Raw genomic sequence first — 22,219 nt, forward strand, 5'->3', positions numbered from 1 at the left:
TCGGACCTAAGCCCTCTGGGCTCGCCACCCAAGAGCGTCGTGAAGCCCGCTGTTCCTCCGATGTATGCCGAGCACCGGCAACGTCGTCACGGCAGGCTGGGAATGGCCTGGTCCACCAACCGTTTCGCCACCGGGCAGGACCCTTCGTTGCTCACAGACCGGTCGAGGTACCAGATGCGCACCGCCGAATCCGTGCCGGGGATCTGGACCTGATACCGGCATCCGCCGCCGCCTTTCGTGGTGTCCTTCCGGATTTCGTGCCCGCCCTGGGAACTCGGCTCGCTGTGCCCGCTCCAGTCCTCCGCCTCGGCCAGGTCCAGAGTCGCGGCCAGGTCGCCGCCGGTCAGCTTGCCGCGCGGCGGGTTCCACTCGGTGCGGCAGCCGCCCACGCCTCCCGTCGTCACGGCCGGGGTGGATTCCGTCAGCTTGTACTCGCTGCGCTGCGGGTCGATCGGCGTGCCCCGCGCGGCAGTTGCCAACAGCTCGCAGGCGTTCGTCTTCGCGAACGTCTCCGCCGGGCCGGCACCGCTGCATCCCGCCGCCGCGACGACGACCGCCAGTCCGAGCGCGAGCCGTTTAATCATTGCCATGGAACCCTCGCCACGCGTCCTCTTCGTCGTCGAACTCGCGACCGGCCGACTTGTCCGGGCGGACACTGCCCGATTCCGAGACGGCGTGCGGTGATTTCAGTCCCGCGTTGCCGAACGCGGCTTCTATGTCCTCCTGGACGTTGGCCGTGCCGGCGTTGGCCAGCGCGCTGACGTTCGGAGTCGCCGAGATCATCGCGCCGCCCTGGACGCGAAGGGTCAGGTAGCCGAAGCTCCCGCTGACCTCGCGCGGCGGTTCCGGCTCCGCGGCCGAAGCGCGCTCCCGCTGCTGCCGGAGCCGTTCGTTCTCGTTGCGCTCCCGGCTGGCCCTGGCTGCCGCGACGACCTCGTCGAGCGTCGGGAACACCACGGGACCGCCCGCCTCGCTCGCAGGAGCCGCGGCAGGCGGCGTTTCCGCGGCCAGACGTTCGGATCTTGCCTGCACCGCCGCGTCCAACGCGGACAGGTACGCCTCCGTCAGCGCTTCTCCGAGAAAAGCCGGCTCGACCCGGGATTTCCAGTGGTCCAGGACGGTGGCTTCGACCAGTTTGAGGTCCTCGTCCAGCGTGATCGCGACGACGCCGGTCCGGTCGGACGCGCGGAAACCGCGAGCGTTCCCGGTGCCGACCAGCACGGGTTCGGCGACGGTCGGCGGCGGCTGCGGCGCCGGGGCCCGATCGAGCCGCGCGCCGATGTCCCGAAGTGCTTCCAGCCCCGCGTCGAGAATGCTCGCCGAGGCGACCGGGTCGGTCATTGTCGCTCCCCTCCTGAGACTAGCCGGCCAGGCTCGGCCACTTGTCGTGCGGAAATTCCGCGGCGTCGTACTGGATGCTGGTGGCGTCGCGCGTGCGCCCGACCGCCTCGCTGTACATTTCCACGACCTTGGTGAGCCGCTCGCCCGCGGTGGTGACGAGCTTCTCGACGAGTTCGCCGGTTTTCCCGATGGCCTCCAGCGCACCGACAATGGTCCCGGCGTCGACCAGGACGGCGACGAACTCGCCCGCTATCGCGGCGAAGGCGTCGCCGAGCTCCTTCACGAACATGATGTTCGCCTTGGCGACGTCGAGCAGCCAGCTGCTGATGTTGTCCGCTTTGGTCTTGATCGCGCCCAGCGCGCCGTGCTGCAGGTCGACGGCGTCGTTGTACGCGTTGCGGGCCGCGCCTTCCCAATGCCCGAAGTTCGCGTCCGGGTGCTCCTTGACGACGCCCTGGATCTGGGCCGCGGGGCGCTGGGCGTTCTCCAGCCAGGAGAACCCCTGGACGATGATCGAGACGATCGGGGTCGAATGGTCGAGGATCTTCTGGATGTCCTGGACGATCTTCGTGATCTTCTCGTTGAGCGCCTGCATTCCCCGGTCGAAGGCGACGACGGCCGGGCCGAGGACGTACCGCCACGCGGAATCCGCCCACTTGCCGACGAACTCCCGGAACCCGTTGACCATGTCGTTGACCCACTGGACCAGCTGGTCGATCAGTTTCTTGAACTCGGCGGTGGTGCTCTCCGCGTCCTCGCTCACGACCCGCCCTCCGGAATCTTCTTCGACCAGTCGTTGAGGTCGAGTTCGACGACTTCCTCGTTCTGGTCGTAGGTGTTGGCCGCCTTGACCAGCACGTCGCCGATGTGGCCCATGTCCGCGCCCGCCGTGGAGAGTTTCTGCTCCATGAACTGCTGGAGCTTGTCGTAGGCGGACTTGTCGATCTGCGCGACCGCGGCCGTGAGGAGGAAGTTCACGCCGTCGCCGATCCAGAAGGCCGACGTGTCGAGCGTCATGCCGGAAACTGCCGTGTGCACGCCGGCGATCTTTTCCGCGTGCGGATCCCACTTTTTCGCTTCGGTGCGCAAGGCGCCGGTGATGACCTTGTAACCGGCCATGCGAGTTCCTCCCTCGTTCGCTGTCGGGCAGCCCGGCCGTGATGGGCACCACAGCCCGCATAGTACGGAGTCAAATGGGATGCCGAGCGCAAAACCGGCTTTTTCGCACCGGGCGCGGGCGTACCCGCTGTGCGCGGACCTCGGCCGCGCGTCGCGGGCTAGCATCGCGCCGTGACTTACGCTGCCGCTGATGCCCGTTACGACTCGATGCCCTACCGCCGCTGCGGGCGCAGTGGCCTGAAGCTGCCCGCGATCTCGCTCGGGCTGTGGCACAACTTCGGGAACGACCGCCCGCTCACCGTTCAGCGCGAGATCGTCCGGCGCGCCTTCGACCTCGGCATCACGCACTTCGACCTGGCCAACAACTACGGCCCGCCCTACGGCAGCGCCGAGGAGAACTTCGGCCGGTTGCTGGCGAGCGATCTGAAGCCGTACCGGGACGAGCTGATCATTTCGACGAAGGCCGGCTACGACATGTGGCCCGGGCCGTACGGCGAGTGGGGTTCGCGGAAGTACCTGCTGGCCAGCCTCGACCAGTCGCTCGGGCGGATGGGGCTGGACTACGTCGACATCTTCTACTCGCACCGGTTCGATCCGGAGACGCCGTTGGAGGAGACTGTCGGCGCGCTCGACCGGGCGGTTCGGTCGGGCAAGGCGTTGTACGTCGGGATCTCGTCCTACAACTCCGCGCGGACCGCGGAAGCCGCACAGCTGCTGCGGGAACTGGGCACGCCGCTGCTGATTCACCAGCCGTCGTATTCGATGTTCAATCGCTGGACCGAGGCCGACGACTTGCTCGGGACGTTGGAGCAGGCCGGTGCTGGGTGCATCGCGTTTTCGCCGCTGGCGCAGGGACTGCTGACGAACAAGTACCTTTCCGGAGTTCCCTCGGATTCTCGGGCGGCGCAAGGGAAGTCGCTGAATCCGGACACGATCACCGAGGAGAAGCTCGGCAAGATCCGGGCACTGGGCGAGATCGCCGAGCGGCGCGGGCAGACGCTGGCGCAGCTGGCGCTGGCGTGGGCGTTGCGGGATCCGCGGATGACGTCGCTCGTGATCGGGGCCAGCAGCGTGAAGCAGCTGGAGGACAACGTGGCCGCGCTGGACAACTTGTCGTTCACCGACGAGGAACTGGCGGAGATTGACCAGTACGCGGTCGAGGAGGGCATCAACCTCTGGAAGCGCTCTTCCGACGGCTGAGAACCGGTCACCCGGCCGGAGGTTCGTGCTCGTCGAGCCTCCGGCCGAACTCGCTGTAGACAGTCTCGCCGTCCAGAAACGCTTGCTGCGCCAGAGCAATTCGCCGAGCCTTCGACGGCCGCAATTGCGATTGCGCGACCTCGAGCCCGAGGAACTCGAACCGGCTCAATTCGTCCGCTGGCAGGCGGATCGCGTCGATCTGCTCGCGGCTCAGCACGCCGCCGCCGAAGACGAACTGCAGGCTGTCCCGCCAAACGCCGTGCGCGGGCAGCCAATCGACGACGAGCAGGCATCCCACCGGCAGGTCGATGCCGAGTTCTTCGCGGACCTCTCGACGGCACGCCGCCAGCGGTGATTCGCCGTCCTCGACCAAGCCGCCTGGAATCTCCAGGAACGGCTTGTAGGTCGGGCGGACGAACAGAACTCGACCGTGTTCGTCGCGGGCGAGCACTCCGGCGGCCGCGTTCTTGCGCGGGAACCGGGCGGCGATGCCGGGATTGAACTCGGCCTCCGGCTCGCCCTCGTCCCGAACGTCTTGGGCGAATACGGCCTCGTCGCCGCAATGGCGCGCCTGGCTGTCGGTCACCGTCGCCTCCCCGTCATCCGCGGGCCGCGCGGACCGTCTCCGCCGCCCACTCCGACCAATCCCGTTCCATCGCCGCGTATCGCTTGCCCCATTCCAGGGCCAGCCGGCCGTAAAGCGACAGGTCGCTGTCATCCCAGTCGACTGAGGCTTCCAAGGCCGCCAGTTCGTCGACCAGCCTCTTGGCGAAAGCGCCCTGCCTGCCGAGGAATTCGCGGGCCTCCTCCGGCGTGACCTCGCCCAGGAAGTACACCCGCAGCAGCATCTCGTTCCGCCGCGCGGCCGGCGGCCTCTCCTCCAGCAGCCACTTGCGCAGTTCCTCGCGCCCGGCGTCGGTGATCGCGTACTCCTTGCGCCCGCGCGGGCCTTCCGCGGAGACCTCGATCAAGTCGGCGCCCTCGAGCTTGCCCAGTTCCCCGTACAGCTGGCTCTGCGTGGCAGTCCAGACGCTCGACATCGCCGTTTCGAAGCGTTTCAGCAGGTCGTAGCCGCTTCCAGGGGCGCTGGCGAGCAGCCCCAGCACCGCGTGTCGCAAAGTCATGCGCCCAGCCTACCTTCCACTATTGACATGTCCAGTCCGGACGTTCTAGCTTTGACATGTCACCACAGGAATGTGAGCGAGGGGTCCCGATGAACTACCTGAAGAGTTTCCTTCCGTGGATCGCCTTCGCGATCGTGTCCACGCAGGCCGACTGGCGCTGGTCCGGGCTGACCGGGCTGGTGCTCGCGGGCGGGCTGCTCCTGCTCGAACGCCGGCGCGGCAAGGGCTGGGACACGTTGTTCATCGAGGTCTCCGCAGTCGTCTTCTTCGCGGGTCTCGCGATCTGGTCGTTCAGCGATCCGGCTTCGCCGCTCAGGGATTACGTCGGCGCGCTTACCGATCTTTGGCTGGCGCTGACTTCCTGGGGCTCGCTCGCCGCCAAGCGGCCGTTCACTCTGGGGATCGCGAAAACCATGGTCCCGCCGGACATCGCCCGGACGGCAGTGTTCCACCGGGTCAACGTCGTGATCACCGCCGTGTGGGCGGCCAGCTTCACAATCGCCGGTATCGCCGAAGCGGTGCTGCTGCACTACGCGCCGCACGCCACCGTCGCGTTGATCATCATCAAGGTTCTCGGCTTCGCGATCCCGATCTCGTTCACCATTCGCTACCCGCGCATCGTCCGGGCTCGTGCCCAGAAAGCGGCGTGAATCAATGACTACCACCGACTTTCACCTCGAGGGCCATTACGCCCCGGTCCACGACGAACTCACCGCCTACGACCTCCCGGTCACGGGTGCGCTGCCACCGGAACTCAACGGCTGGTATCTGCGCAACGGGCCGAACCCACGTCAAGACAGCGCACACTGGTTCACCGGCGACGGCATGGTGCACGGCGTACGGCTCGAAAACGGCCGCGCGGCTTGGTACCGCAACCGCTGGGTGCGCACCGAGAGCTTCGACGTTCCGAATCCGGTGCTCTACAACGCCGACGGCACACGGAACCTCCGAGCGAGCGTCGCCAACACGCATGTCGTCAATCACGCGGGACGCACGCTCGCGCTCGTGGAATCCTCGCTGCCGTACGAAATCACCACGGATCTCGACACCGTCGGCGTCTACGATTTCGACGGCAAGCTCGCCGATGCGATGACCGCGCATCCCAAGATCTGCCCGGAAACCGGCGAGCTGCATTTCTTCGGCTACGGCAGCATCACCGCCCCGCACGTGAGCTACTACCGTGCCGACGCCGCCGGGGAACTCGTGCTGCGGCAACCGATCGACGTGCCCGGGCTCACGATGATGCACGATTTCGCGCTCACCCGCCGGCACGTCGTGTTCTTCGACCTGCCGGTGGTGTTCGACCACGCGACTGACGGCGGCATGCCGTTCCGCTGGAGCGACACGTACGGCGCGCGGCTCGGCCTGCTCAGCCGCGATCGCCCGGAGGACGGCGTGCGCTGGTTCGAAGTCGACCCGTGCTACGTCTTCCACACCCTCAACGCGCACGACACCGCCGACGGCCGGATCGTGCTGCACGTCGTGCGATACGAGCACCTGTACCGGCCCGGCGTCCCGGATCCGAAGGGCGTGCTGTGGCGGTGGACCATCGACCCGCGCGCGGGCACGGTAACCGAGGATTTGATCGACGACCGCAGCGGCGAGTTTCCCCGCATTGACGATCGGCTCGCGGGGCTCGACGCCCGTTTCGGCCACGTCACCGGGCGGCATAGCCCAGAAGGTCCGCTCGCGCTTCGTCGCTACGACCTCCACACGAACGCCGCGCGCGAGCATCTGTTCGCGGAAGGACACATCCCGGGCGAGGCGGTGTTCGTTCCGGCGGACGACCGTCCGGGCGGCGCGGGCTGGTTGCTCACGTACGTCTACGACGGACCGAACGACCGCAGCGACTTGGTGGTGCTCGACGCGCAGGACATCGAAGCAGATCCGGTCGCGACGGTCCCGCTGCCCGGCCGCGTGCCCGCCGGTTTCCACGGGAACTGGCTGCCCGACGCCTGAGCCCGTCAACTAGCGGAGGGCGAACCCTGCGTGCCGTCCCCGGGTTCGGGCCGCCGAGCCCGTATCGTCGGCCGGGACGTCCGCCTGCCCTTCCGAGCCGGAAGAAAAGAAACTTTCCTGCCAAAGCGGGGCGAATCCGGTTACCGTGGCAGGACGGAAGTCCGAACGGGAAGGAAACTCAGCAGGTGGCAGGGGCGGGTACACCACCGGTCGGCACCCCGGCCGGGATGCGCATGATCAACCAGCGGGCGGTGCTCGACCTGCTGCGCCGCGGCGGGCCCGCGACGCGGCCGCAGGTGGCGAAGGACACCGGGCTGTCGAAGCCGACGGTGAGCCAGGCGCTGCTGGCGCTGGAGGCCGCCGGGCTCGCCCGCGCGACCGGGCACACGTCCACCGGCACCGGCCGTTCGGCGGTGCTCTACGAGGCGGACCCGACCGCGGGATACGTGCTGGGCCTGGACATCGGCCGCGAGCACATCCGGGTCGCGGTCGCCGACCTGGGCCGCACCACGGTCGCCCGGCGCGACGTGCGCAACACGGCCCGGTCCGGCAGCGCGCTGATCTCCGCGCTGGGCAAACTGGCCGCGGACATCGTCGCCGAGGCGGGTCTCGCGAACGACGACATCGTGGTCCGCGTGCTCGGCTCCCCCGGCGTCGCGGACCCGGTCAAACGCTGTTTCCGGCACGCGCCGAACCTGCCCGGCTGGGGCCGTCCGGGGCTGCTCGACGACCTGGAGCAGGTGCTCGGGCCGGAACTGGTGGTGGAGAACGACGCGAACCTCACCGCGGTCGGCGAATGGGAAAGCGGCGCCGCGCGCGGAGCGTCGGTGGTCGGCTGCATCACCATCGGCACCGGTGTCGGCATGGGCCTGATGGTCGACGGCCGGGTCTTCCGCGGCGCAACCGGCGCGGCGGGCGAGATCGGCTATCTGCCCTACGGCCGCACACGCGTCACCGACGAACCCGCCGAGCCGCCCGCGCGCGGACATCTGGAAGAGGCCACCGCCGCAGGTTCGGTGGTCCGCGGGGCCCGCGAACTTGGCTTGGGCACAGCACGATCTGCCCGCGAGGTCTTCCGCCTCGCCCGCGAGGGTGACGAATTGGCCCAACGCGCGGTTTCCGCGGAGGCAGACCGACTCGCGTACACAGTCGCTTCGGTAGCCGCGGTAATCGACCCCGAACTGATCGTGCTCGGCGGCGGCGTCGGAACGGCGGCAGACCTGCTTCTGGAGCCGATCGACCGAGCACTTCGCGCGTTCACCCCACTCACCACGACTGTGGTGCAAGGCGAACTAGGCGACGACGGCGTCCTAACCGGCGCAATCAGCGTCGGCCTGCGCGCTGCGGAACGCCTGGTCTTCGACCGCCGCGTAGGCGCCGCCTGACGTTCCGTGAGGGGAACCCTCACAGACTCTGAGTCCCTCAGGGTTCCCCTCACGACCCTCAACTGTCCGTGAGGGGCCCCTTCACAGACTCAGATTCCCTCAAGGAGCCCTTCACGGACCACCCGACCGCGACCGCAACCAACGCACCCAACAATCGAGGCACCCACACCACCCCCGCACCCCGATACGAAGCCTCCCTGCGGTTCGGGGGTGCTTGTCAAGGCATCTTTCCCGCCTTGACAAGCACCCCCGAACCGTCAGCACAATGGGCAACGGGGTGCCCCACGCAACCAACGAGGCAATGTCGCCGCCAGGCGACGAGCCGAACCCCCAACAGCCCGCAAACCTCCCCCGAGACCGGTACCTTGCAGGCATGATCGGACTGCCCGACACCATCACCGCCTGCCTCTTCGACCTGGACGGCGTACTGACCGGGACGGCCGTGCTCCACCGCGAGGCGTGGAAACGGACGTTCGACGAATACCTGCGCTCCCGGGACGCCGCGAACTTCCAAGAATTCACCGACGCCGACTACGCGACCTACGTAGACGGCCGCCCGCGAGCCGACGGCGTACGGGAATTCCTTCACTCCCGCGGAATCGAACTCCCCGAAGGCACCCCGGACGACGCCGTGGACGCGCCGACCGTGAACGGCATCGGCAACCGCAAGAACGAACTGGTCCTGAAGATCATCGACGAACGCGGCGTAAACCCTTACCCAGGCTCCGTGCGCTACCTGGAAGCAGCGAAGGAAGCCGGACTCAGGATCGCTGTGGTCACCTCGTCCGCGAACGGCGCCAAAGTCCTCGACGCGGCCGACCTGTCCCGCTTCGTGGAAGCCCGCGTCGACGGCCTGGTCATCCGCCGCGACCACCTGAAAGGCAAGCCAGCGCCCGATTCGTTCCTGGCCGGGGCCAAGGCTCTCGGCGTGGATCCGAAGCAGGCCGTCGTGTTCGAGGACGCACAATCCGGCGTCCAGGCGGGCAAGGCCGGCGGTTTCGGTTACGTCGTGGGCGTGAACCGGGAGAACCAGGCGGACGCTCTGCGCTCGCACGGCGCCGACGTCGTGGTGGACGACCTCGCCGACCTGCTGGAGGACAAGTGACGGAACTCGGTTACGAATGCTCGCCGTGGGAGCTGCGCTGGCGCGGCCTCGACGTGGAAGCGTTGCAGCGCACCGAATCCGCCTTCGCGGTGTCGAACGGACACATCGGCCTGCGCGGCACCCTTGAGGAGGGCGAGCCGCGCGGGCTGCCGGGCACGTACCTCAACGGTTTCTACGAGCAGCACGAACTTCCCTACGCCGAAGGCGGTTACGGCTACCCGGAGGAAGGCCAGACCGTCGTCAACGTGACTGACGGGAAGATCATCCGGCTGCTGGTCGAGGACGAGCCGCTGGACATGCGCTACGGCATCGCGACCGCGCACGACCGCGTGCTCGACTTCCGCCGGGGCACGCTGCGCCGCGTCACCGAATGGTCCTCCCCCACCGGCAGGCGCGTGCGGGTGACCACCGAACGGCTGGTGTCCTTCACCCAGCGTGCGGTCGCCGCGATCCGCTACGAGGTCGAACCGCTCGACGAGGACCTGCAGCTCGTCGTGCAGTCCGACCTGCTGGCCAACGAACCGGTCGAGTCCGACACGCACGACCCGCGCGTCGCCGCCGCGCTCGACGCGCCGCTGGTCGGCGAGTTCTGCCACGCCGCGGGCTACCAGGCCGTGCTGGTGCACCAGACGCGGATGTCCGGGTTGCGCGTCGCCGCCGCGATGGACCACAAAATCGAGGTCGACGACGGCCTGCGCACGCGCATCCACGCCGAGGAAGACCTCGCCCGGCTCACCGCCGCGGTCGACGTGCCCAAGGGCGGACGGCTGCGGGTCACCAAATTCCTCGCCTACGGCTGGTCCGCGCAACGATCCGCTCCCGCGCTGCGCGCGCAGGTCGAGGCCGCGCTCGCGGGCGCCCGCCAGACCGGCTGGAAGGGCCTTGCCGCCGAGCAACGCCAGTTCCTCGACGACTTCTGGGCCACTTCGGACATCGAGATCGACGGCGACCCGGAACTCCAGCAGGCCGTCCGGTTCGCGCTCTTCCACCTGCTGCAGGCCGGGGCTCGCGGGGAAACCCGTGCTATCGCGGGGAAAGGCCTCACCGGGCCGGGTTATGACGGGCACGCGTTCTGGGACAGCGAGACGTTCGTGCTGCCGGTGCTGACGTACACGATGCCGGACGCCGCCCGTGACGCGCTCGGCTGGCGACACTCCACAATAGACAAAGCGAAAGAGCGCGCGACCCAGCTCGGGTTACGCGGCGCGGCTTTCCCGTGGCGGTCCATCAACGGGGCCGAATGTTCCGCTTATTGGCCAGCGGGCACTGCGGCTTTCCACGTCAGCGCGGACATCGCCGACGCCGTCGTGCGGTACGTGAACGCCTCCCAGGACACGCATTTCGAGCGCACCTGCGGCGCGGAACTGCTGCTGGAAACCGCGCGGTTGTGGGCGTCCCTCGGGCATTTCGACCACCACGGGCACTTCCGCATCGACGGCGTCACCGGGCCTGACGAGTACTCGGCGGTGGCGGACAACAACGTCTACACGAACCTGATGGCGCGCAGGAACTTGCTCGCCGCGGCCGACGTGTGCCGGCGGCATCCGGACGTCGCCGAACAGTTCGAAGTGGACACTGCGGAGATCGATTCCTGGCGCGCCGCGGCGGATGCGATGGCGCTGCCGTACGACCAGGAACTCGGCGTGCACCCGCAGTCGGAAGGCTTCCTGCAGCACGACGAGTGGGATTTCGCCGCCACCGACGAGGATTTCTACCCGCTGCTGCTGAACTACCCGTACTTCGACCTGTACCGCAAGCAGGTCGTGAAGCAGGCCGACCTCGTGCTCGCCCTGCATCTGTGCGGCGATTCGTTCAGCCCGGAGGAAAAAGCCCGCGACTTCGCTTACTACGAAGCACGGACCGTCCGGGATTCCTCGCTGTCCGCGGGCACGCAAGCGGTTATCGCGGCGGAGGTCGGGCACCTGCAGCTGGCGTACGACTACCTCGCCGAAGCCGCGCTGACCGACCTGCACGACGTGCACAACAACGTCCGCAACGGCCTGCACATGGCGTCCCTGGCCGGTGCCTGGCAAGCGGCCGTGGCCGGATTCGGCGGGTTCCGCGACTACGGCGGCCAGCTGTCGTTCGCGCCGCGACTGCCGGACGAACTCGGCGGCCTCACCTTCCGCCTCGCCTTCCGCGAAACGCGGTTCCAGGTGTCGATCCAGCACGACGCGGCGACGTACCGGGTGCTCAACGGACCGCCGCTGGACCTGATCCACCACGGCGAGCGGTTCACGCTGGCCGAGGAGCCGGTGGAGCTGCCGATCCCGAAACTGGACCCGGGGCCCGCGCCGGTCCAGCCGATCGGGCGGGCACCGAAGCGCCGCGACGCCTCGAAGGTACGACAGTTCGACCGAAGCTGACTCGTGAGTGGCAATCCCGGTTCTAACCGGGATTGCCACTCACGACGGCGTTTCCTCCGTACCCGGCACCCGAGGCACCTCATCCGTCCGAGAAGGGCTCAGATCCGGCCCCGGTGCGTTGGCCACCTCGCCGGGCAGCTCGTCCGAGTCCGGCAGTTCGCGTTTCCGGCGCGCGGGGAACGGCAAGTCCTCGTCGTCGTCCTCGGACCGGTCGCGGGGACGGAATTCGCTGCGCTGGGTCATGGTTCCGGGATACCCGGTTTATCGCCCTCGCACCAGGGAGTTCACGCGGCCGGACGCGAACGTTGCTTACCGGTCGCGTCCGTGAGCTGGTCCAACAACGTCAGCAGCAGCCCGTCTCGCGTCGACCACGGGCAGATCGTCAGCTTCCCGCCCGCGACCGTCAGCAGGGCTTCCGCGACGACCGCGCCGCCGAGTGCCTGCTGCGCCCGCTGGCGCGAAATCCCCGGCAGCTGCGCTCGCCGCGCGAACGGCATCGCTGACAGCCGCGGGATCCACGCGCGCACGTCGTCCAGGTGCAGCTCGCGGGCCTTGCCCGGGCGGTCGCCCGCCAATCGGGCCAGTTGCCGCAGCACCTTCGAGCAGCCGACCACCCGGTGTTCGGCCAGCTCGTCCTTCACGTCGCCCAGGGCGGCGGAGACTTCCTCCAGCACGTGGTCACGCAGCGCACGCACGTGCTTGCTGCGCACCGGCGGCTCGGCGGGCAGCCAGTCGCGCGTGACCGACCGGGCACCCAGAGGCAGCGACCGCGCGAAAGTGGCCTGTTCGCCGGCTCCGGCGGACAGCTCGACCGTGCCGCCGCCGATGTCGAGCGCCAGCAGCGGGCCGCCGGACGCGCCGTACCAGCGGCGCGCGCCGACGTAGGTCAGCTCCGCCTCCCGACGGCCGGACAGGAAGCGCAGTTCGACGCCGGTTTCGCGGGCGACCTCGCGGACCGCTTCGCGGGAGTTGACCGCGTCCCGGATTGAGGACGTGGCCAGCGGGAACACGTCCTTGACGCCGTGCTCGCGAGCGAATTCCATCCCGCGGGAAACGGCCTTCGCGATCGCCGCGATGCCGCACTCGCTGAGCCGTCCGTCGGCGTCGAGTTCGCGGTCGAGCCGCAGCCGGGTCTGGTGCGTCAACGCCGGGTCGAGCGGGGATCCGCCGGGTTCGAGCACGACAAGCCGGGCACTGAACGATCCGACGTCCAGCACCGCGGCGGCGGATCCTTCGATTCTGCGCACAGCCCGGTCTACCTCGCTTTCGCCCCGCCCGGATTCCCCGTTGAACCCGTTCTTACTCCCGAATTCGCGCCCCGCGCGGGGAGTTGACGGCATTTCGACGGCGGCATCGACCCAAAGTGCGGTTTTTTCACACCCCAGTGGCCCGCATCATACCGGACCTATCCGAGCAGCTCCTTCAGCTTGGCGACGGCGGCCACTCGCGCCTCGCGTCCGGGCTGCAGCGGGTTGACCGCCAGGGTCGTCGCCCCTGCCTCCTTGAACGCCGCCAGCCGCTCCTTCACGTACCCCGCCGGACCGACCAGCGACGTCGCGCGCAGCAGCTCCGTCGGGACCGCCGCGGCGGCTTCTTCCTTCTTGCCGTCGAGGTACAGGTCCTGGATCTTCTTCGCCTCGGCCTCGTAGCCGTAGTTGCAGGCCAGCGTGTTGTAGAAGTTCTTGCCGCGCGCGCCCATCCCGCCGATGTACAGCGCGAACACCGGGCGCACCCAGTCGAGCAAGTGGTCGACGTCGTCGCCGATGGCCAGCGGCGGCGCGGCGAACACGTCCAGCTCGCCCAGTTCCGGGTCGCGCTTGGCCTTGCCCTCGGCCAGCGAGGCGCCCCAGACGTCGGCGGCCTTCTCCGGGTGGAAGAAGATCGGCTGCCAGCCCTCGGCGACCTCGGCGGCGAGCGCGACGTTCTTCGGCCCGAGCGCGGCGAGCACGACCGGGATCCGCTCGCGCACCGGGTGGTTGATCAGCTTGAGCGGCTTGCCGAGGCCGGTTCCCTGGTCCGCGGGCAGCGGGATCGTGTAGTGCTTGCCGTCGTGCACGACGCGCTCGCGCTTCCACACCTGGCGGCAGATCTCGATGATCTCGCGGGTGCGGCCGATCGGCGCGTCGTACTTCACGCCGTGGAAACCCTCGATGACCTGCGGGCCGGACGCGCCGAGACCGAGGGTGAAGCGGCCGTCGGACACGAAGTCCAGCCCGGCCGCGGTCATCGCGGTGAGGCTCGGGGTGCGGGTGTAGATCTGGAAGATGCCCGACATCAGCCCGACGCGCTCGGTCTTCGCGGCGAGATAACCGAGCTGGCTCACCGCGTCGAAGCTGTAGGCCTCGGGGACGAACACGATGTCGAGCCCGACGCGTTCCAGCTCCACGATGTCCGCGACGCTTTCGGCGAACCCGCCCGAGTAGCTGACGCCGGTGCCGATCCTCATCGATCCCTCATTCCCGTGCCGGTCGACTGTGACTAAGCGTTTGCTCATTATGCGGCCGCTCGGGTGACGGCGCTACGGCGTGGGTCACACCACAGCGGGCGCCACCGTCCCGCGCACCTCGCCGAACCCGATCCGGGCGCCGGCCGGACCTGGCGCGGAGGCGCTGATGACGACCTCGTCGCCGTCCTCCAGGAACTTCCGCGTCTCGCCGCTGTCCCCGAGCGCGAGCGGTTCGCGACCGCCCCAGCTCAGCTCCAGCAGCGAGCCGCGCTGGTCCTTGGCCGGGCCGGTGACCGTGCCGGACGCGTACAGGTCGCCGGTGCGCAGGCTCGCGCCGTTCACCGTGAGGTGCGCGAGCTGTTGCGCGGCCGTCCAGTACTGCGTGGCGAACGGCGGGCTGGACACGAGGTGGCCGTTGATCCGGATTTCCAGCGCCAGATCGAGACTCCACGATTCGGCCGCGCGCAGATACTCGAACGGCTCCGGATCCTGCGCGGGCTGCGGCACCCGAGCGTGCTCCAGTGCGGCGAGCGGAACCAGCCAGGGTGACATCGACGTCGCGAACGATTTGCCGAGAAACGGCCCGAGCGGCTGCATTTCCCAGCCTTGCAGGTCGCGCGCCGACCAGTCGTTGACCAGGCAGACACCGAACACGTGCCGGGGGAACTCGTCGACCGGCACCGGAGCGCCCAGTTCGGTCCCCACGCCGACGACGAAGCCGACCTCGGCCTCGAAGTCGAGCAGTCTGGAACTCCCGAACGACGGTTCGGTCGCCTGGCGCGGTTTCCGTTGCCCCGCCGGGCGAATCACCGGAGTGCCGGACGCGACGACCGTGCCCGCCCGGCCGTGGTAGCCGATCGGCAGGTGTTTCCAGTTGGGCGGCACCAGATCGTCGCCGCCGCTGAAGACCCGGCTGGCGTTGAGCGCGTGCTGCTCGCTGGAGTAGAAGTCGACGTAGTCCGCGACCTCCACCGGCAGATGGCTCGTGATTTCGTTGCGGGGCACCAGATGCGGCCGGATCCGGTCGGCGTGGCGCGGTTCGCTGAGCCATTCGCGGACCCGCGCCCGCACGTCGGCCCAGGTCTCCGGACCGGCGGCGAGCAACGGGTTCAGCACGCCCGCGCCGAGCAGGCGGCCGAAGGACTCCTCCTCGGCCGCCGCGCTCAGGTCGAGCACCTGGTCTCCGACCGCGACGCCCGCCCGACGGGTCCGCTCGCCGTGCGAGAAGACGCCGTAGGGCAGGTTGTCGAGGCCGAAGAGGGTGTCGGCCGGAAGGTCGAGCCAGGTCACGCGGAGACCTCCGCGATCCACGCGCCGACGACGGTGTCCAAAGCGGACAGCGGGAGGATTCCGTTGCCCAGGATGACGTCGTGGAACGCGCGGATGTCGAACCGGTCGCCGAGCGCCTTTTCGGCCTCGGCGCGGACGCGCTGGATTTCCAGCCGTCCCACCATGTAGCTCAGCGCCTGGCCCGGATTCGCGACGTACCGGTCGATCTCGGCCTCGATCTCCATCTTCGCCATCGGCGTGTTCTCGACGAGGTAGTCGACCGCCTGCTGGCGGCTCCAGCCCAGCGCGTGCAGCCCGGTGTCGACCACGAGCCGTCCGGCTCGCATCGAGTCCTGCGCGAGCATGCCGAAGCGGGCAACGTCGTCGGAGTACAGGCCCATCTCGTCGGCGAGACGCTCCGCGTACAGGCCCCAGCCCTCGATGTAGGCGTTGAACGGCGCGATCCGGCGCAGCAGCGGCAGATCGGTGAGTTCCTGCGCGAACGTGAGCTGGAAGTGGTGGCCCGGAACGGCTTCGTGGAACGCGATCCCCTCGCTGGTGAAGCGCGGCCGCGAATTCGCCTCGTAGGTGTTCGCGTAGTACGTGCCGGGGCGGGAACCGTCGAACGCGGCCTGCAGGTAGTAGGCGATGGTGCCGCTCGCCGCGTCCGCCTCCGGGACCGGCTCGACCGCGCACTTCGCGTCCGGCACCCGGGAGAACCATTGCGGGGCAACAGCTTCCGCCCGGACGACGGCCGCCCGAGCGCCTTCCAGCAGTTCCTCGCCGTCGCGCCAGCGCAGCTCCGGGTCGTTGCGGAGGCGGTCGAAGATCTCCGCCAGTTCCTCGGTGCCGAACACGCGGGCGCCCAGTTCGCGGTACTCCTCGGCCAGCTTTTCGCCCATCCGCAGCCCGGTGTCGTGCAGTTCCTGCGCGGTGCGGTCGGTGGTGGTGTGCACGCGGATCAGGCCCTGGTACTTCTCCAGCCCGCCCGGCAGGTGGCTGATGCCCGGCTGGCTGTCCGTCTTCGAAACCGGCAGCACCTCCTCGGCGAGGAAGTCGCGGTAGCGCCGGTACGCGGGCCGCACGACCTCGGCGAGCAGCCGGTCGCACTCCGCCGCGAAGCCCTCGACCTCGACCGTCGGCGTGACGCGGAACGGGTCGCCCTCCTCGTTCGCGAGGTACCGCTCGACGTATTCGATTCCGATGCGCACCAGGAAGTCCGGCGGCGCGAACCCGTCCGCGACGGTCGCCCGCTGCGCCTCGATCACGCCGTCGAGGTAGCCGCCGATCGCCGCCAGCCTGCTGAGGTAGTCGTGGGCCCGGCTCGCGTCGTCCGGGGTCAGCGCGGGGAGGATCGTCATCAGGTTCAGCGCGGGCGAGCTGAAACCGTCGCTCACCGCGAAGCCGGACAGCCGCGAGTCGATCGCGTCGATCGCGCCGCGGGCGTGCGTGCGCACCACTTCGCGGGTGATGACCTCGGACGCGGTCAGCCCGGCCGGGTCGATCGCGTCGGCGCGCTCGGCGATCGCGGCATACTTGGCCCGGTCGCGCTCGGCCGCGGCGAGACTCGGGTCGGCGAGCTTCGTGTGGTCGCCCGGGAGGCCGAGGACGGTGCGCTCCAGCGGTTCCCGCTCGAAGGACAGCTCGACCAGTTCGTCGGCCAGGCCCAGGACGGTGTCGCCGTGGCCAGCCACCCACTCGGTGACCACGGCGTCCAGCACCGACAGCGGCAGGGAGCCGCCGGAGAGGATCGTGTCGTGGAACGCCTTGATGTCGAAGCGGCTGCCGAGCCGCTGCTCGGCCTGCTTGCGCAGCCGCTCGATTTCCAGCCGCCCCACCAGGTACGCGAGCGCCTGGCCCGGGTAGCCGAGGTACCGGTCGACCTCGGCCTCGATCTCGACCCGCGCCATCGGCGTGTGCTCCACCAGGTAGTCGACCGCCTGCTGGCGGCTCCAGCCCAGCGCGTGCAGGCCGGTGTCGACGACCAGCCGCCCGGCCCGCATCGACTCCATCGTCAGCATGCCGAGCAGCGACACGTCCTCGGAGTACAGGCCCATCTCGTCGGCGAGGCGCTCGGTGTAGAGGCCCCAGCCTTCGGCGTACGCGGTGAAGTTGCCGATGCGGCGCAGCAGCGGCAGGTCGGAGAGGCCGAGCGCGGTGCTGAGCTGGAAGTGGTGGCCGGGGATCGCCTCGTGGAACGCGATGACTTCGGCGGTGTGCCGGAACCGCTCGGTGGCCTGGTGAGTGTTGGCGAAGTAGACGCCCGGGCGGGACCCGTCGGCGGCGGGCGGCATGTAGTACGCCGGGGGCGCGCCGGGCGCGGAATCCTCCGGCACCGCCTCGACGGTCCACGGGTGCTGCGGGATGCGGCCGAACCAGTTCGGCGCCTCGGCCTCGGCACGGGAAATCGCTGTGCGGGCGGTTTCGAGGAGGTCTTCGGCGCTCGTCCAGCGGAGCTTCGGGTCGGTGCGCAGGCGCTCGAAGATCTCCGGCAGCTCACGGGTGCCGAACACGCGCTCGCCGAGGGCCTGGTACTGCTCGACCTGGCCGGCGATCACCGCGAGGCCGGTGTCGTGCAGCTCCTGCGGGGTGCGGTTGCTGGTGGTGTGGGTGCGGGCGAGCCGGGCGTAGATCTCGTCGCCGCCGGGGAGCCAGGAGACGCCGGCCTTGTCGTCCGGGCGGCCGTGCGGGAGGACCTCGGCCTCGAGGAAGTCGCGGTACTCGCGGAAGCCGGGCCGGGCGACGTCGTTGAGGATCTGCTCGCGGCGGGCGGCGAACTCGTCGTCCGGGGCGGGCTGGCGCAGCAGCGGGTCGTTCTCGGGCTCGGCGAGGTAGCGGTCGAGGTGTGCGATCGCGGCCTTGACCAGGCGTTCGATCGGCAGGAGCCCGGCGGCGATCCCGTCGCGGTGCCGTTGCGCGACGGCGCGGAGATACTCGGGGATCTCGGCGAGCCGCCCGAGATGCGCCTCGGCGGTTTCCGCGGTGACCGTGACCATCGGCAGCGCGGACAGGAGCCCCGACGCGGGCCCGACGAACAGGTCGGTGACGGTGAAGTCGACGATCCGGCTGTCCATCCGGTCGAGGTTTCCGTCGACGGAGCTGAGCAGGACGTCGCGAGTGACGCGATCGGCTTCTTCGAGCCCGGCCGGATCGACGGCGTCGACGCGCTCCCGAATCGCGACGATCTTCTCGCGGAACGCCGCCTCCGCCGCGGCCGACGGATCGCCGAGCCCCGGCGCGTCCGGCCGGATGCCGAGAATGGCGGCGTCGAGCGGTTCGTGGTCGAACGACACCTCGACGAACTCGTCGGCGAGATCGGAAACGACGGACATCGGCGTGGACCCCCAGGGTAGGCGGAGAAGGTGCGATTCCGACCCTAATCGAGACGGGGGTGCGGACGCCCGTGCCCGCGACGGTCGGTCCCTCGGCGGGCGTACGGGAGTGCCGTGGCATGGAACTCCGTGGCCGGTCGGCTGCGGTGCGTAGTGCGTCGGCGGCACGGCGAACACCGGTTGGGCTTGGCTACGCCGTCCGCTGCGGTCGGGTCCGGGCGGGGAAGGCGAAGTGCTGGCTAGACCTTCCTGGGTACCTTCCTGGGTACCTTCCTGGGTACCTTCCTGGGTACCTTCCTGGGTCCGCGGACTGCTGCGGCCGGGCGGGGCGCGCCGGGCGCGGTGGTGCGGCCGGGTCCGGCGGGCGAGGCGGTAGCGTTGCCGGAGTGGCCGTGACCGATCCCGCAGACATCCGCCTGCTCGCCGCGCTCGCCGAGCTGGGCAAGGGAGCTGTGCACGAGCTGGCGGCGAAGGTCGGGATGGATCCGCGGGAGGTCGCGTACCGGCTGGTCGCGCTGTCCGGCAGCGGGTTGCCGCTGCTGGTCGGGGTCGAAAGCGACCCCAACGGTCTCCGCGCGGCGATCTCCGCGGCTCCGGCGTCGTGGCAGCGGCCGCAGGCTCCGGGGTATCCCGGCGGGCCCGGGTCGGCGCCGTTCCCCGCCGCGCCGATGCAGGGGGCTCCCCGGATGCCCGGCTCGATGCCGTCCGGCCCCGCTTCGGCACCGGGCTCCATGCCCTCCGGTCCGCCCGCGGCGCCGATGCCGAACGGTCCGGCGTCGTCCGGGATTCCGGCCTCGGGCGGGATGGCGCCGCCGCCCGGGATGCCGGGCGGCTCTCCCGGCGCGTCCGGCCCGCACCCGCCCGGGCAGACCGGGCAGACCGGGATACCCGAATCGGCCGGGATGCCGGGACATTCCGGCCCGCATCCCCCCGGCCAGCACGGCCTGCCCGGACCGGGGACCTCCGGTGCGTATCCACCCGGGCAGACCGGGATTCCCGCGACCGGACCAGGTTCGCCGGGACCGCACGGCCTGCCCGGACCGGGGACCACCGGCACCTACCCGCCCGGGATGCCCGGAGTCTCCGGTGCGTACGCTCCCGGACCGGCCGGGATTTCCGGCGCGTATCCCCCCGGGCCGAACGGGATGTCCGGCGCCTACTCCCCCGCGCAGACCGGCCTGCCGCGCCAGGCCCCTACGAACGTCTACAATGGACAGTCAGGGCCGTACCCGGCTCCGGACCCGGCCGTCAGCACGTGGGGCGTCCCGCAGACCGCTTCCTGGGCCCGCGGCGACGAACCCCGGCCCGCCGCCGCGCCGGCCAAGCAGGGGCGGATCGGCGAGACGATGCAGTCGCAGGGGCTCGAAGGCGAGCAGCTTTCCGTGCAGCTGCTGGAAGTCCAGGATCCCGCGGACTTCCTCTTCGGCGCGGCCGGCTACCGGCTCGAGGACGGCGAGCGCGCGGTCGTCGTGCACACCGAGATCACCAATCGCGGGCCGATTCCGTTCGCCTCGCTGCCGGACAATTATCTCGAGCTGGTCACCGACAGCGGCGAGACCGTCGCGAAGGCCCCGGTTTCGCTGACGTCCCGGCCGCCGCACAAGATCGGCGTCCAGCCGGGCGAGACGCTCGGCGGGCACACCGTCTACGTCCTTCCGACCGCGACGCGGGTGGTCTCGGTGCGCTGGAGTCCCCGGCCGGAGCCGGACGAGCGCACCCTGACCTGGGCCGTCGGCTAGCGGACTCGTGAGTGTTCCCGCCGGTTCTAACCGGCCTAGCCACTCACAAGGGTTGCGAGCAGCACTCAGCCAGCACACGAGCGGCAGCCCGGCCGCGCACCTGCGCGGACGGCGCTGCTACTGCAGCCAGGCGATGGAAGACGTCGTGAGTGTTCCTGCCGGTTAGAACCGGCAAAAACACTCACGAGGTCCCTAGTTCCCGTCGCGCAGGATCTCCAGCGCTTTGGCCAGATCGTCGGGATACTCCGCCTCGAACTCGACCCACCGGCCGTCCGCCGGGTGCGCGAAACCCAGCGTCCGCGCGTGCAGCCACTGCCGCGTCAGGCCGAGCTTCTGGGCCAGCACCGGGTCCGCCCCGTAGGTCAGGTCCCCGGCGCACGGGTGGCGCAGCGCGGAGAAGTGCACGCGGATCTGATGAGTACGCCCGGTTTCCAGCTTCACGTGTGCCAGCGAGGCCGCCCGGAACGCCTCGACCACTTCGTAGTGCGTGACGCTCGGCCGTCCGCCCGCGACGACGGCGAACTTGTAGTCGTGCCGGGGATGGCGGTCGATCGGGGCGTCGATGGTGCCGCGCGTCGGGTCGGGGTGGCCCTGCACGACGGCGTGGTAGCCCTTGTCGACGGTCCGTTCCTTGAACGCCCGCTTCAGCACGGTGTACGCGTGTTCGCTCTTCGCCACCACCATCACCCCGGTGGTGCCCGCGTCGAGCCGGTGCACGACGCCCTGTCGTTCGGCCGCGCCGGACGTCGAGATGCGCAGCCCGGCCGCGGCGAGTCCGCCGACGACCGTCGGGCCGGTCCAGCCGGGGCTGGGGTGCACGGCGACGCCGACGGGTTTCGAAATCACCACGATGTCGTCGTCATCGTGCAGGATCTTCATGCCGTCGACCGGTGCCGCGACGATTTCCGCCGGACGTCCTGGTTCCGGCAGCGTCACCTCGAGCAGCCCGCCCGCGGAAAGCCGGTCCGATTTGCCCGCCGGACGGCCGTCGAGGAGCACGTCGCCTGCCGCGGCGAGGTCCGCGACGACGGTGCGGGAGAGGCCGAGCAGTTTGGCCAGCCCGGCGTCGACGCGCATCCCGTCGAGCCCGTCGGGGACGGGCAGCATGCGCCCGCTCACTCGGATTCCTTCTTCTTGCCGCGGGTGGAGGTGCCGTCGTAGTCCTTGCCGAGCAGGGACAGCAGCACGATCAGCGCGCCGCCGACGCAGATCGCGGAGTCGGCGATGTTGAAGATCGCGAAGCCCTGCCCGTTGGGCGCGAACGCGGAGATGAAGTCGACGACGTGCCCGCGCAGCGGTCCGGGCTCGCGGAAGAACCGGTCGGTGAGGTTGCCGAGCGCGCCGGCGAGGACGAGCCCGAGGCCGATCGCCCAGCCGACCGAGCGCAGCCGGCGCGAGATCCACACGATCGCGATCACGACGCCGAGCGCGACGAGCGCGAGCACCCAGGTCATGCCGGTCGCCATCGAGAACGCGGCGCCCGGATTGCGGATGACCTGCAGGTAGATCAGCCCGCCGAGGATCGGCTTGGGCTCCTTGCCCTCGAGATTGGCGACCACGAGGTTCTTGGTGATCAGGTCGATCGCCCAGAGCAGCGCGGCGACCGCGAACACCACCCAGACCCGCCGCTTGGGCAGCGGCGCAGCTCCCTCGGCAGCCTCCTGCTCAGGCGGTTCCGCAGACGGCTCGACCTCGGACTCGGACGGCGAAGGATCGGTGCTCACACCCCCATTGTCCACAACCGCGCCGAACCAGGTCACAGCGGCAGCCCCCGACCCGAATTCAGTCGCCCCGGCGCCCCCAGTCCCGCCATCCTCACCGCATGCCCGTCGAG

Annotated in this window: 20 protein-coding genes; 7 read left to right on the plus strand and 13 right to left on the minus strand. The window is 69.7% G+C overall.

Translation table 11 applies throughout. The features are described 5' to 3' along the window. Positions 1–86: 86 nt before the first annotated feature. The 4 genes from D0D37_RS29350 to D0D37_RS29365 are packed head-to-tail and all read right to left on the minus strand — an operon-like array spanning position 87 to position 2,460. Positions 87–584 (minus strand): hypothetical protein, encoded by a 498-nt coding sequence (locus tag D0D37_RS29350; RefSeq protein WP_116203828.1) that lies wholly within the window; start codon positions 582–584, stop codon positions 87–89. Then, a complete protein-coding gene (locus tag D0D37_RS29355) occupies positions 577–1,341 on the minus strand; it encodes a hypothetical protein (protein WP_116203829.1) in 765 nt (254 codons plus the stop codon). The genes D0D37_RS29350 and D0D37_RS29355 overlap by 8 nt, the downstream gene beginning before the upstream one ends. Positions 1,342–1,360: 19 nt before the next feature. Further along, positions 1,361–2,104: a hypothetical protein gene (locus D0D37_RS29360; protein WP_116203830.1), complete on the minus strand. Its 744-nt coding sequence runs from the start codon at positions 2,102–2,104 to the stop codon at positions 1,361–1,363. Then, a complete protein-coding gene (locus D0D37_RS29365) occupies positions 2,101–2,460 on the minus strand; it encodes a hypothetical protein (RefSeq protein ID WP_116203831.1) in 360 nt (119 codons plus the stop codon). The genes D0D37_RS29360 and D0D37_RS29365 overlap by 4 nt, the downstream gene beginning before the upstream one ends. A gap of 171 nt (positions 2,461–2,631) precedes the next feature. On the opposite strand from D0D37_RS29365, the gene mgrA reads away from it, so the two are divergent. Further along, complete coding sequence (gene mgrA, locus D0D37_RS29370) at positions 2,632–3,660, plus strand: L-glyceraldehyde 3-phosphate reductase (RefSeq protein WP_116203832.1); 1,029 nt, start codon at positions 2,632–2,634, stop codon at positions 3,658–3,660. A gap of 7 nt (positions 3,661–3,667) precedes the next feature. On the opposite strand, the gene D0D37_RS29375 is transcribed toward mgrA, so the two are convergent. Then, positions 3,668–4,246: an NUDIX domain-containing protein gene (locus tag D0D37_RS29375; RefSeq protein ID WP_116203833.1), complete on the minus strand. Its 579-nt coding sequence runs from the start codon at positions 4,244–4,246 to the stop codon at positions 3,668–3,670. A gap of 13 nt (positions 4,247–4,259) precedes the next feature. After that, entirely contained in the window at positions 4,260–4,784 is a 525-nt protein-coding gene (locus D0D37_RS29380; protein ID WP_116203834.1) for a PadR family transcriptional regulator, read from the minus strand. 89 nt (positions 4,785–4,873) lie between these two features. On the opposite strand from D0D37_RS29380, the gene D0D37_RS29385 reads away from it, so the two are divergent. The 5 genes from D0D37_RS29385 (at position 4,874) to D0D37_RS29405 (ending at position 11,599) form a co-directional block, all read left to right on the plus strand. After that, positions 4,874–5,434: a hypothetical protein gene (locus tag D0D37_RS29385; RefSeq protein ID WP_116203835.1), complete on the plus strand. Its 561-nt coding sequence runs from the start codon at positions 4,874–4,876 to the stop codon at positions 5,432–5,434. Positions 5,435–5,438: 4 nt separating this feature from the next. Continuing rightward, positions 5,439–6,743, plus strand: a complete 1,305-nt coding sequence (locus D0D37_RS29390) for a carotenoid oxygenase family protein (RefSeq protein WP_116203836.1) — start codon at positions 5,439–5,441, stop codon at positions 6,741–6,743. Positions 6,744–6,928: 185 nt separating this feature from the next. Next, entirely contained in the window at positions 6,929–8,128 is a 1,200-nt protein-coding gene (locus D0D37_RS29395) for an ROK family transcriptional regulator (RefSeq protein ID WP_116203837.1), read from the plus strand. Positions 8,129–8,501: 373 nt separating this feature from the next. Further along, positions 8,502–9,233 carry an HAD family hydrolase gene (locus D0D37_RS29400; RefSeq protein WP_116203838.1) on the plus strand — a complete coding sequence of 244 codons (732 nt, stop codon included), beginning with the start codon at positions 8,502–8,504 and terminating at the stop codon, positions 9,231–9,233. Then, complete coding sequence (locus D0D37_RS29405; RefSeq protein ID WP_116203839.1) at positions 9,230–11,599, plus strand: glycoside hydrolase family 65 protein; 2,370 nt, start codon at positions 9,230–9,232, stop codon at positions 11,597–11,599. The genes D0D37_RS29400 and D0D37_RS29405 overlap by 4 nt, the downstream gene beginning before the upstream one ends. Before the next feature lie 39 nt (positions 11,600–11,638). Here the strand turns inward: D0D37_RS29405 and D0D37_RS29410 are convergent, their stop codons facing one another. The 5 genes from D0D37_RS29410 to D0D37_RS48145 form a co-directional block, all read right to left on the minus strand. Beyond that, positions 11,639–11,842, minus strand: a complete 204-nt coding sequence (locus D0D37_RS29410) for a hypothetical protein (RefSeq protein WP_116203840.1) — start codon at positions 11,840–11,842, stop codon at positions 11,639–11,641. Between the two features lie 41 nt (positions 11,843–11,883). Then, on the minus strand, positions 11,884–12,846 hold the full coding sequence (locus tag D0D37_RS29415; protein ID WP_116203841.1) for a Ppx/GppA phosphatase family protein: 963 nt from the start codon (positions 12,844–12,846) through the stop codon (positions 11,884–11,886). Between the two features lie 158 nt (positions 12,847–13,004). Next, a complete protein-coding gene (locus tag D0D37_RS29420; RefSeq protein WP_116203842.1) occupies positions 13,005–14,045 on the minus strand; it encodes an LLM class F420-dependent oxidoreductase in 1,041 nt (346 codons plus the stop codon). Positions 14,046–14,129: 84 nt separating this feature from the next. Then, positions 14,130–15,335 carry a fumarylacetoacetase gene (gene fahA / locus D0D37_RS48140; protein ID WP_162834526.1) on the minus strand — a complete coding sequence of 402 codons (1,206 nt, stop codon included), beginning with the start codon at positions 15,333–15,335 and terminating at the stop codon, positions 14,130–14,132. Beyond that, positions 15,332–18,646 carry a DUF885 domain-containing protein gene (locus D0D37_RS48145; protein WP_116203844.1) on the minus strand — a complete coding sequence of 1,105 codons (3,315 nt, stop codon included), beginning with the start codon at positions 18,644–18,646 and terminating at the stop codon, positions 15,332–15,334. The genes fahA and D0D37_RS48145 overlap by 4 nt, the downstream gene beginning before the upstream one ends. A gap of 392 nt (positions 18,647–19,038) precedes the next feature. Between D0D37_RS48145 and D0D37_RS29435 the strand changes: the two genes are divergently transcribed. Further along, positions 19,039–20,385, plus strand: a complete 1,347-nt coding sequence (locus tag D0D37_RS29435) for an AsnC family protein (protein WP_244223718.1) — start codon at positions 19,039–19,041, stop codon at positions 20,383–20,385. Between the two features lie 192 nt (positions 20,386–20,577). Here the strand turns inward: D0D37_RS29435 and D0D37_RS29440 are convergent, their stop codons facing one another. Next, positions 20,578–21,504 carry an RluA family pseudouridine synthase gene (locus D0D37_RS29440; RefSeq protein ID WP_116203846.1) on the minus strand — a complete coding sequence of 309 codons (927 nt, stop codon included), beginning with the start codon at positions 21,502–21,504 and terminating at the stop codon, positions 20,578–20,580. Next, on the minus strand, positions 21,501–22,109 hold the full coding sequence (lspA, locus tag D0D37_RS29445) for a signal peptidase II (RefSeq protein ID WP_116203847.1): 609 nt from the start codon (positions 22,107–22,109) through the stop codon (positions 21,501–21,503). The genes D0D37_RS29440 and lspA overlap by 4 nt, the downstream gene beginning before the upstream one ends. Between the last annotated feature and the right edge of the window lie 110 nt (positions 22,110–22,219).

Source organism: Amycolatopsis circi (assembly GCF_003385235.1).
GTDB classification, from domain to species: domain Bacteria; phylum Actinomycetota; class Actinomycetes; order Mycobacteriales; family Pseudonocardiaceae; genus Amycolatopsis; species Amycolatopsis circi.

Coding starts and splice junctions, on each gene's coding strand:
- D0D37_RS29350 (WP_116203828.1), bottom strand. CDS start 584: ATGATTAAACGGCTCGCGCTCGGACTGGCGGTCGTCGTCGCGGCGGCG.
- D0D37_RS29355 (WP_116203829.1), bottom strand. CDS start 1,341: ATGACCGACCCGGTCGCCTCGGCGAGCATTCTCGACGCGGGGCTGGAA.
- D0D37_RS29365 (WP_116203831.1), bottom strand. CDS start 2,460: ATGGCCGGTTACAAGGTCATCACCGGCGCCTTGCGCACCGAAGCGAAA.
- D0D37_RS29380 (WP_116203834.1), bottom strand. CDS start 4,784: ATGACTTTGCGACACGCGGTGCTGGGGCTGCTCGCCAGCGCCCCTGGA.
- D0D37_RS29385 (WP_116203835.1), top strand. CDS start 4,874: ATGAACTACCTGAAGAGTTTCCTTCCGTGGATCGCCTTCGCGATCGTG.
- D0D37_RS29390 (WP_116203836.1), top strand. CDS start 5,439: ATGACTACCACCGACTTTCACCTCGAGGGCCATTACGCCCCGGTCCAC.
- D0D37_RS29400 (WP_116203838.1), top strand. CDS start 8,502: ATGATCGGACTGCCCGACACCATCACCGCCTGCCTCTTCGACCTGGAC.
- D0D37_RS29410 (WP_116203840.1), bottom strand. CDS start 11,842: ATGACCCAGCGCAGCGAATTCCGTCCCCGCGACCGGTCCGAGGACGAC.
- D0D37_RS29420 (WP_116203842.1), bottom strand. CDS start 14,045: ATGAGGATCGGCACCGGCGTCAGCTACTCGGGCGGGTTCGCCGAAAGC.
- D0D37_RS48145 (WP_116203844.1), bottom strand. CDS start 18,646: ATGTCCGTCGTTTCCGATCTCGCCGACGAGTTCGTCGAGGTGTCGTTC.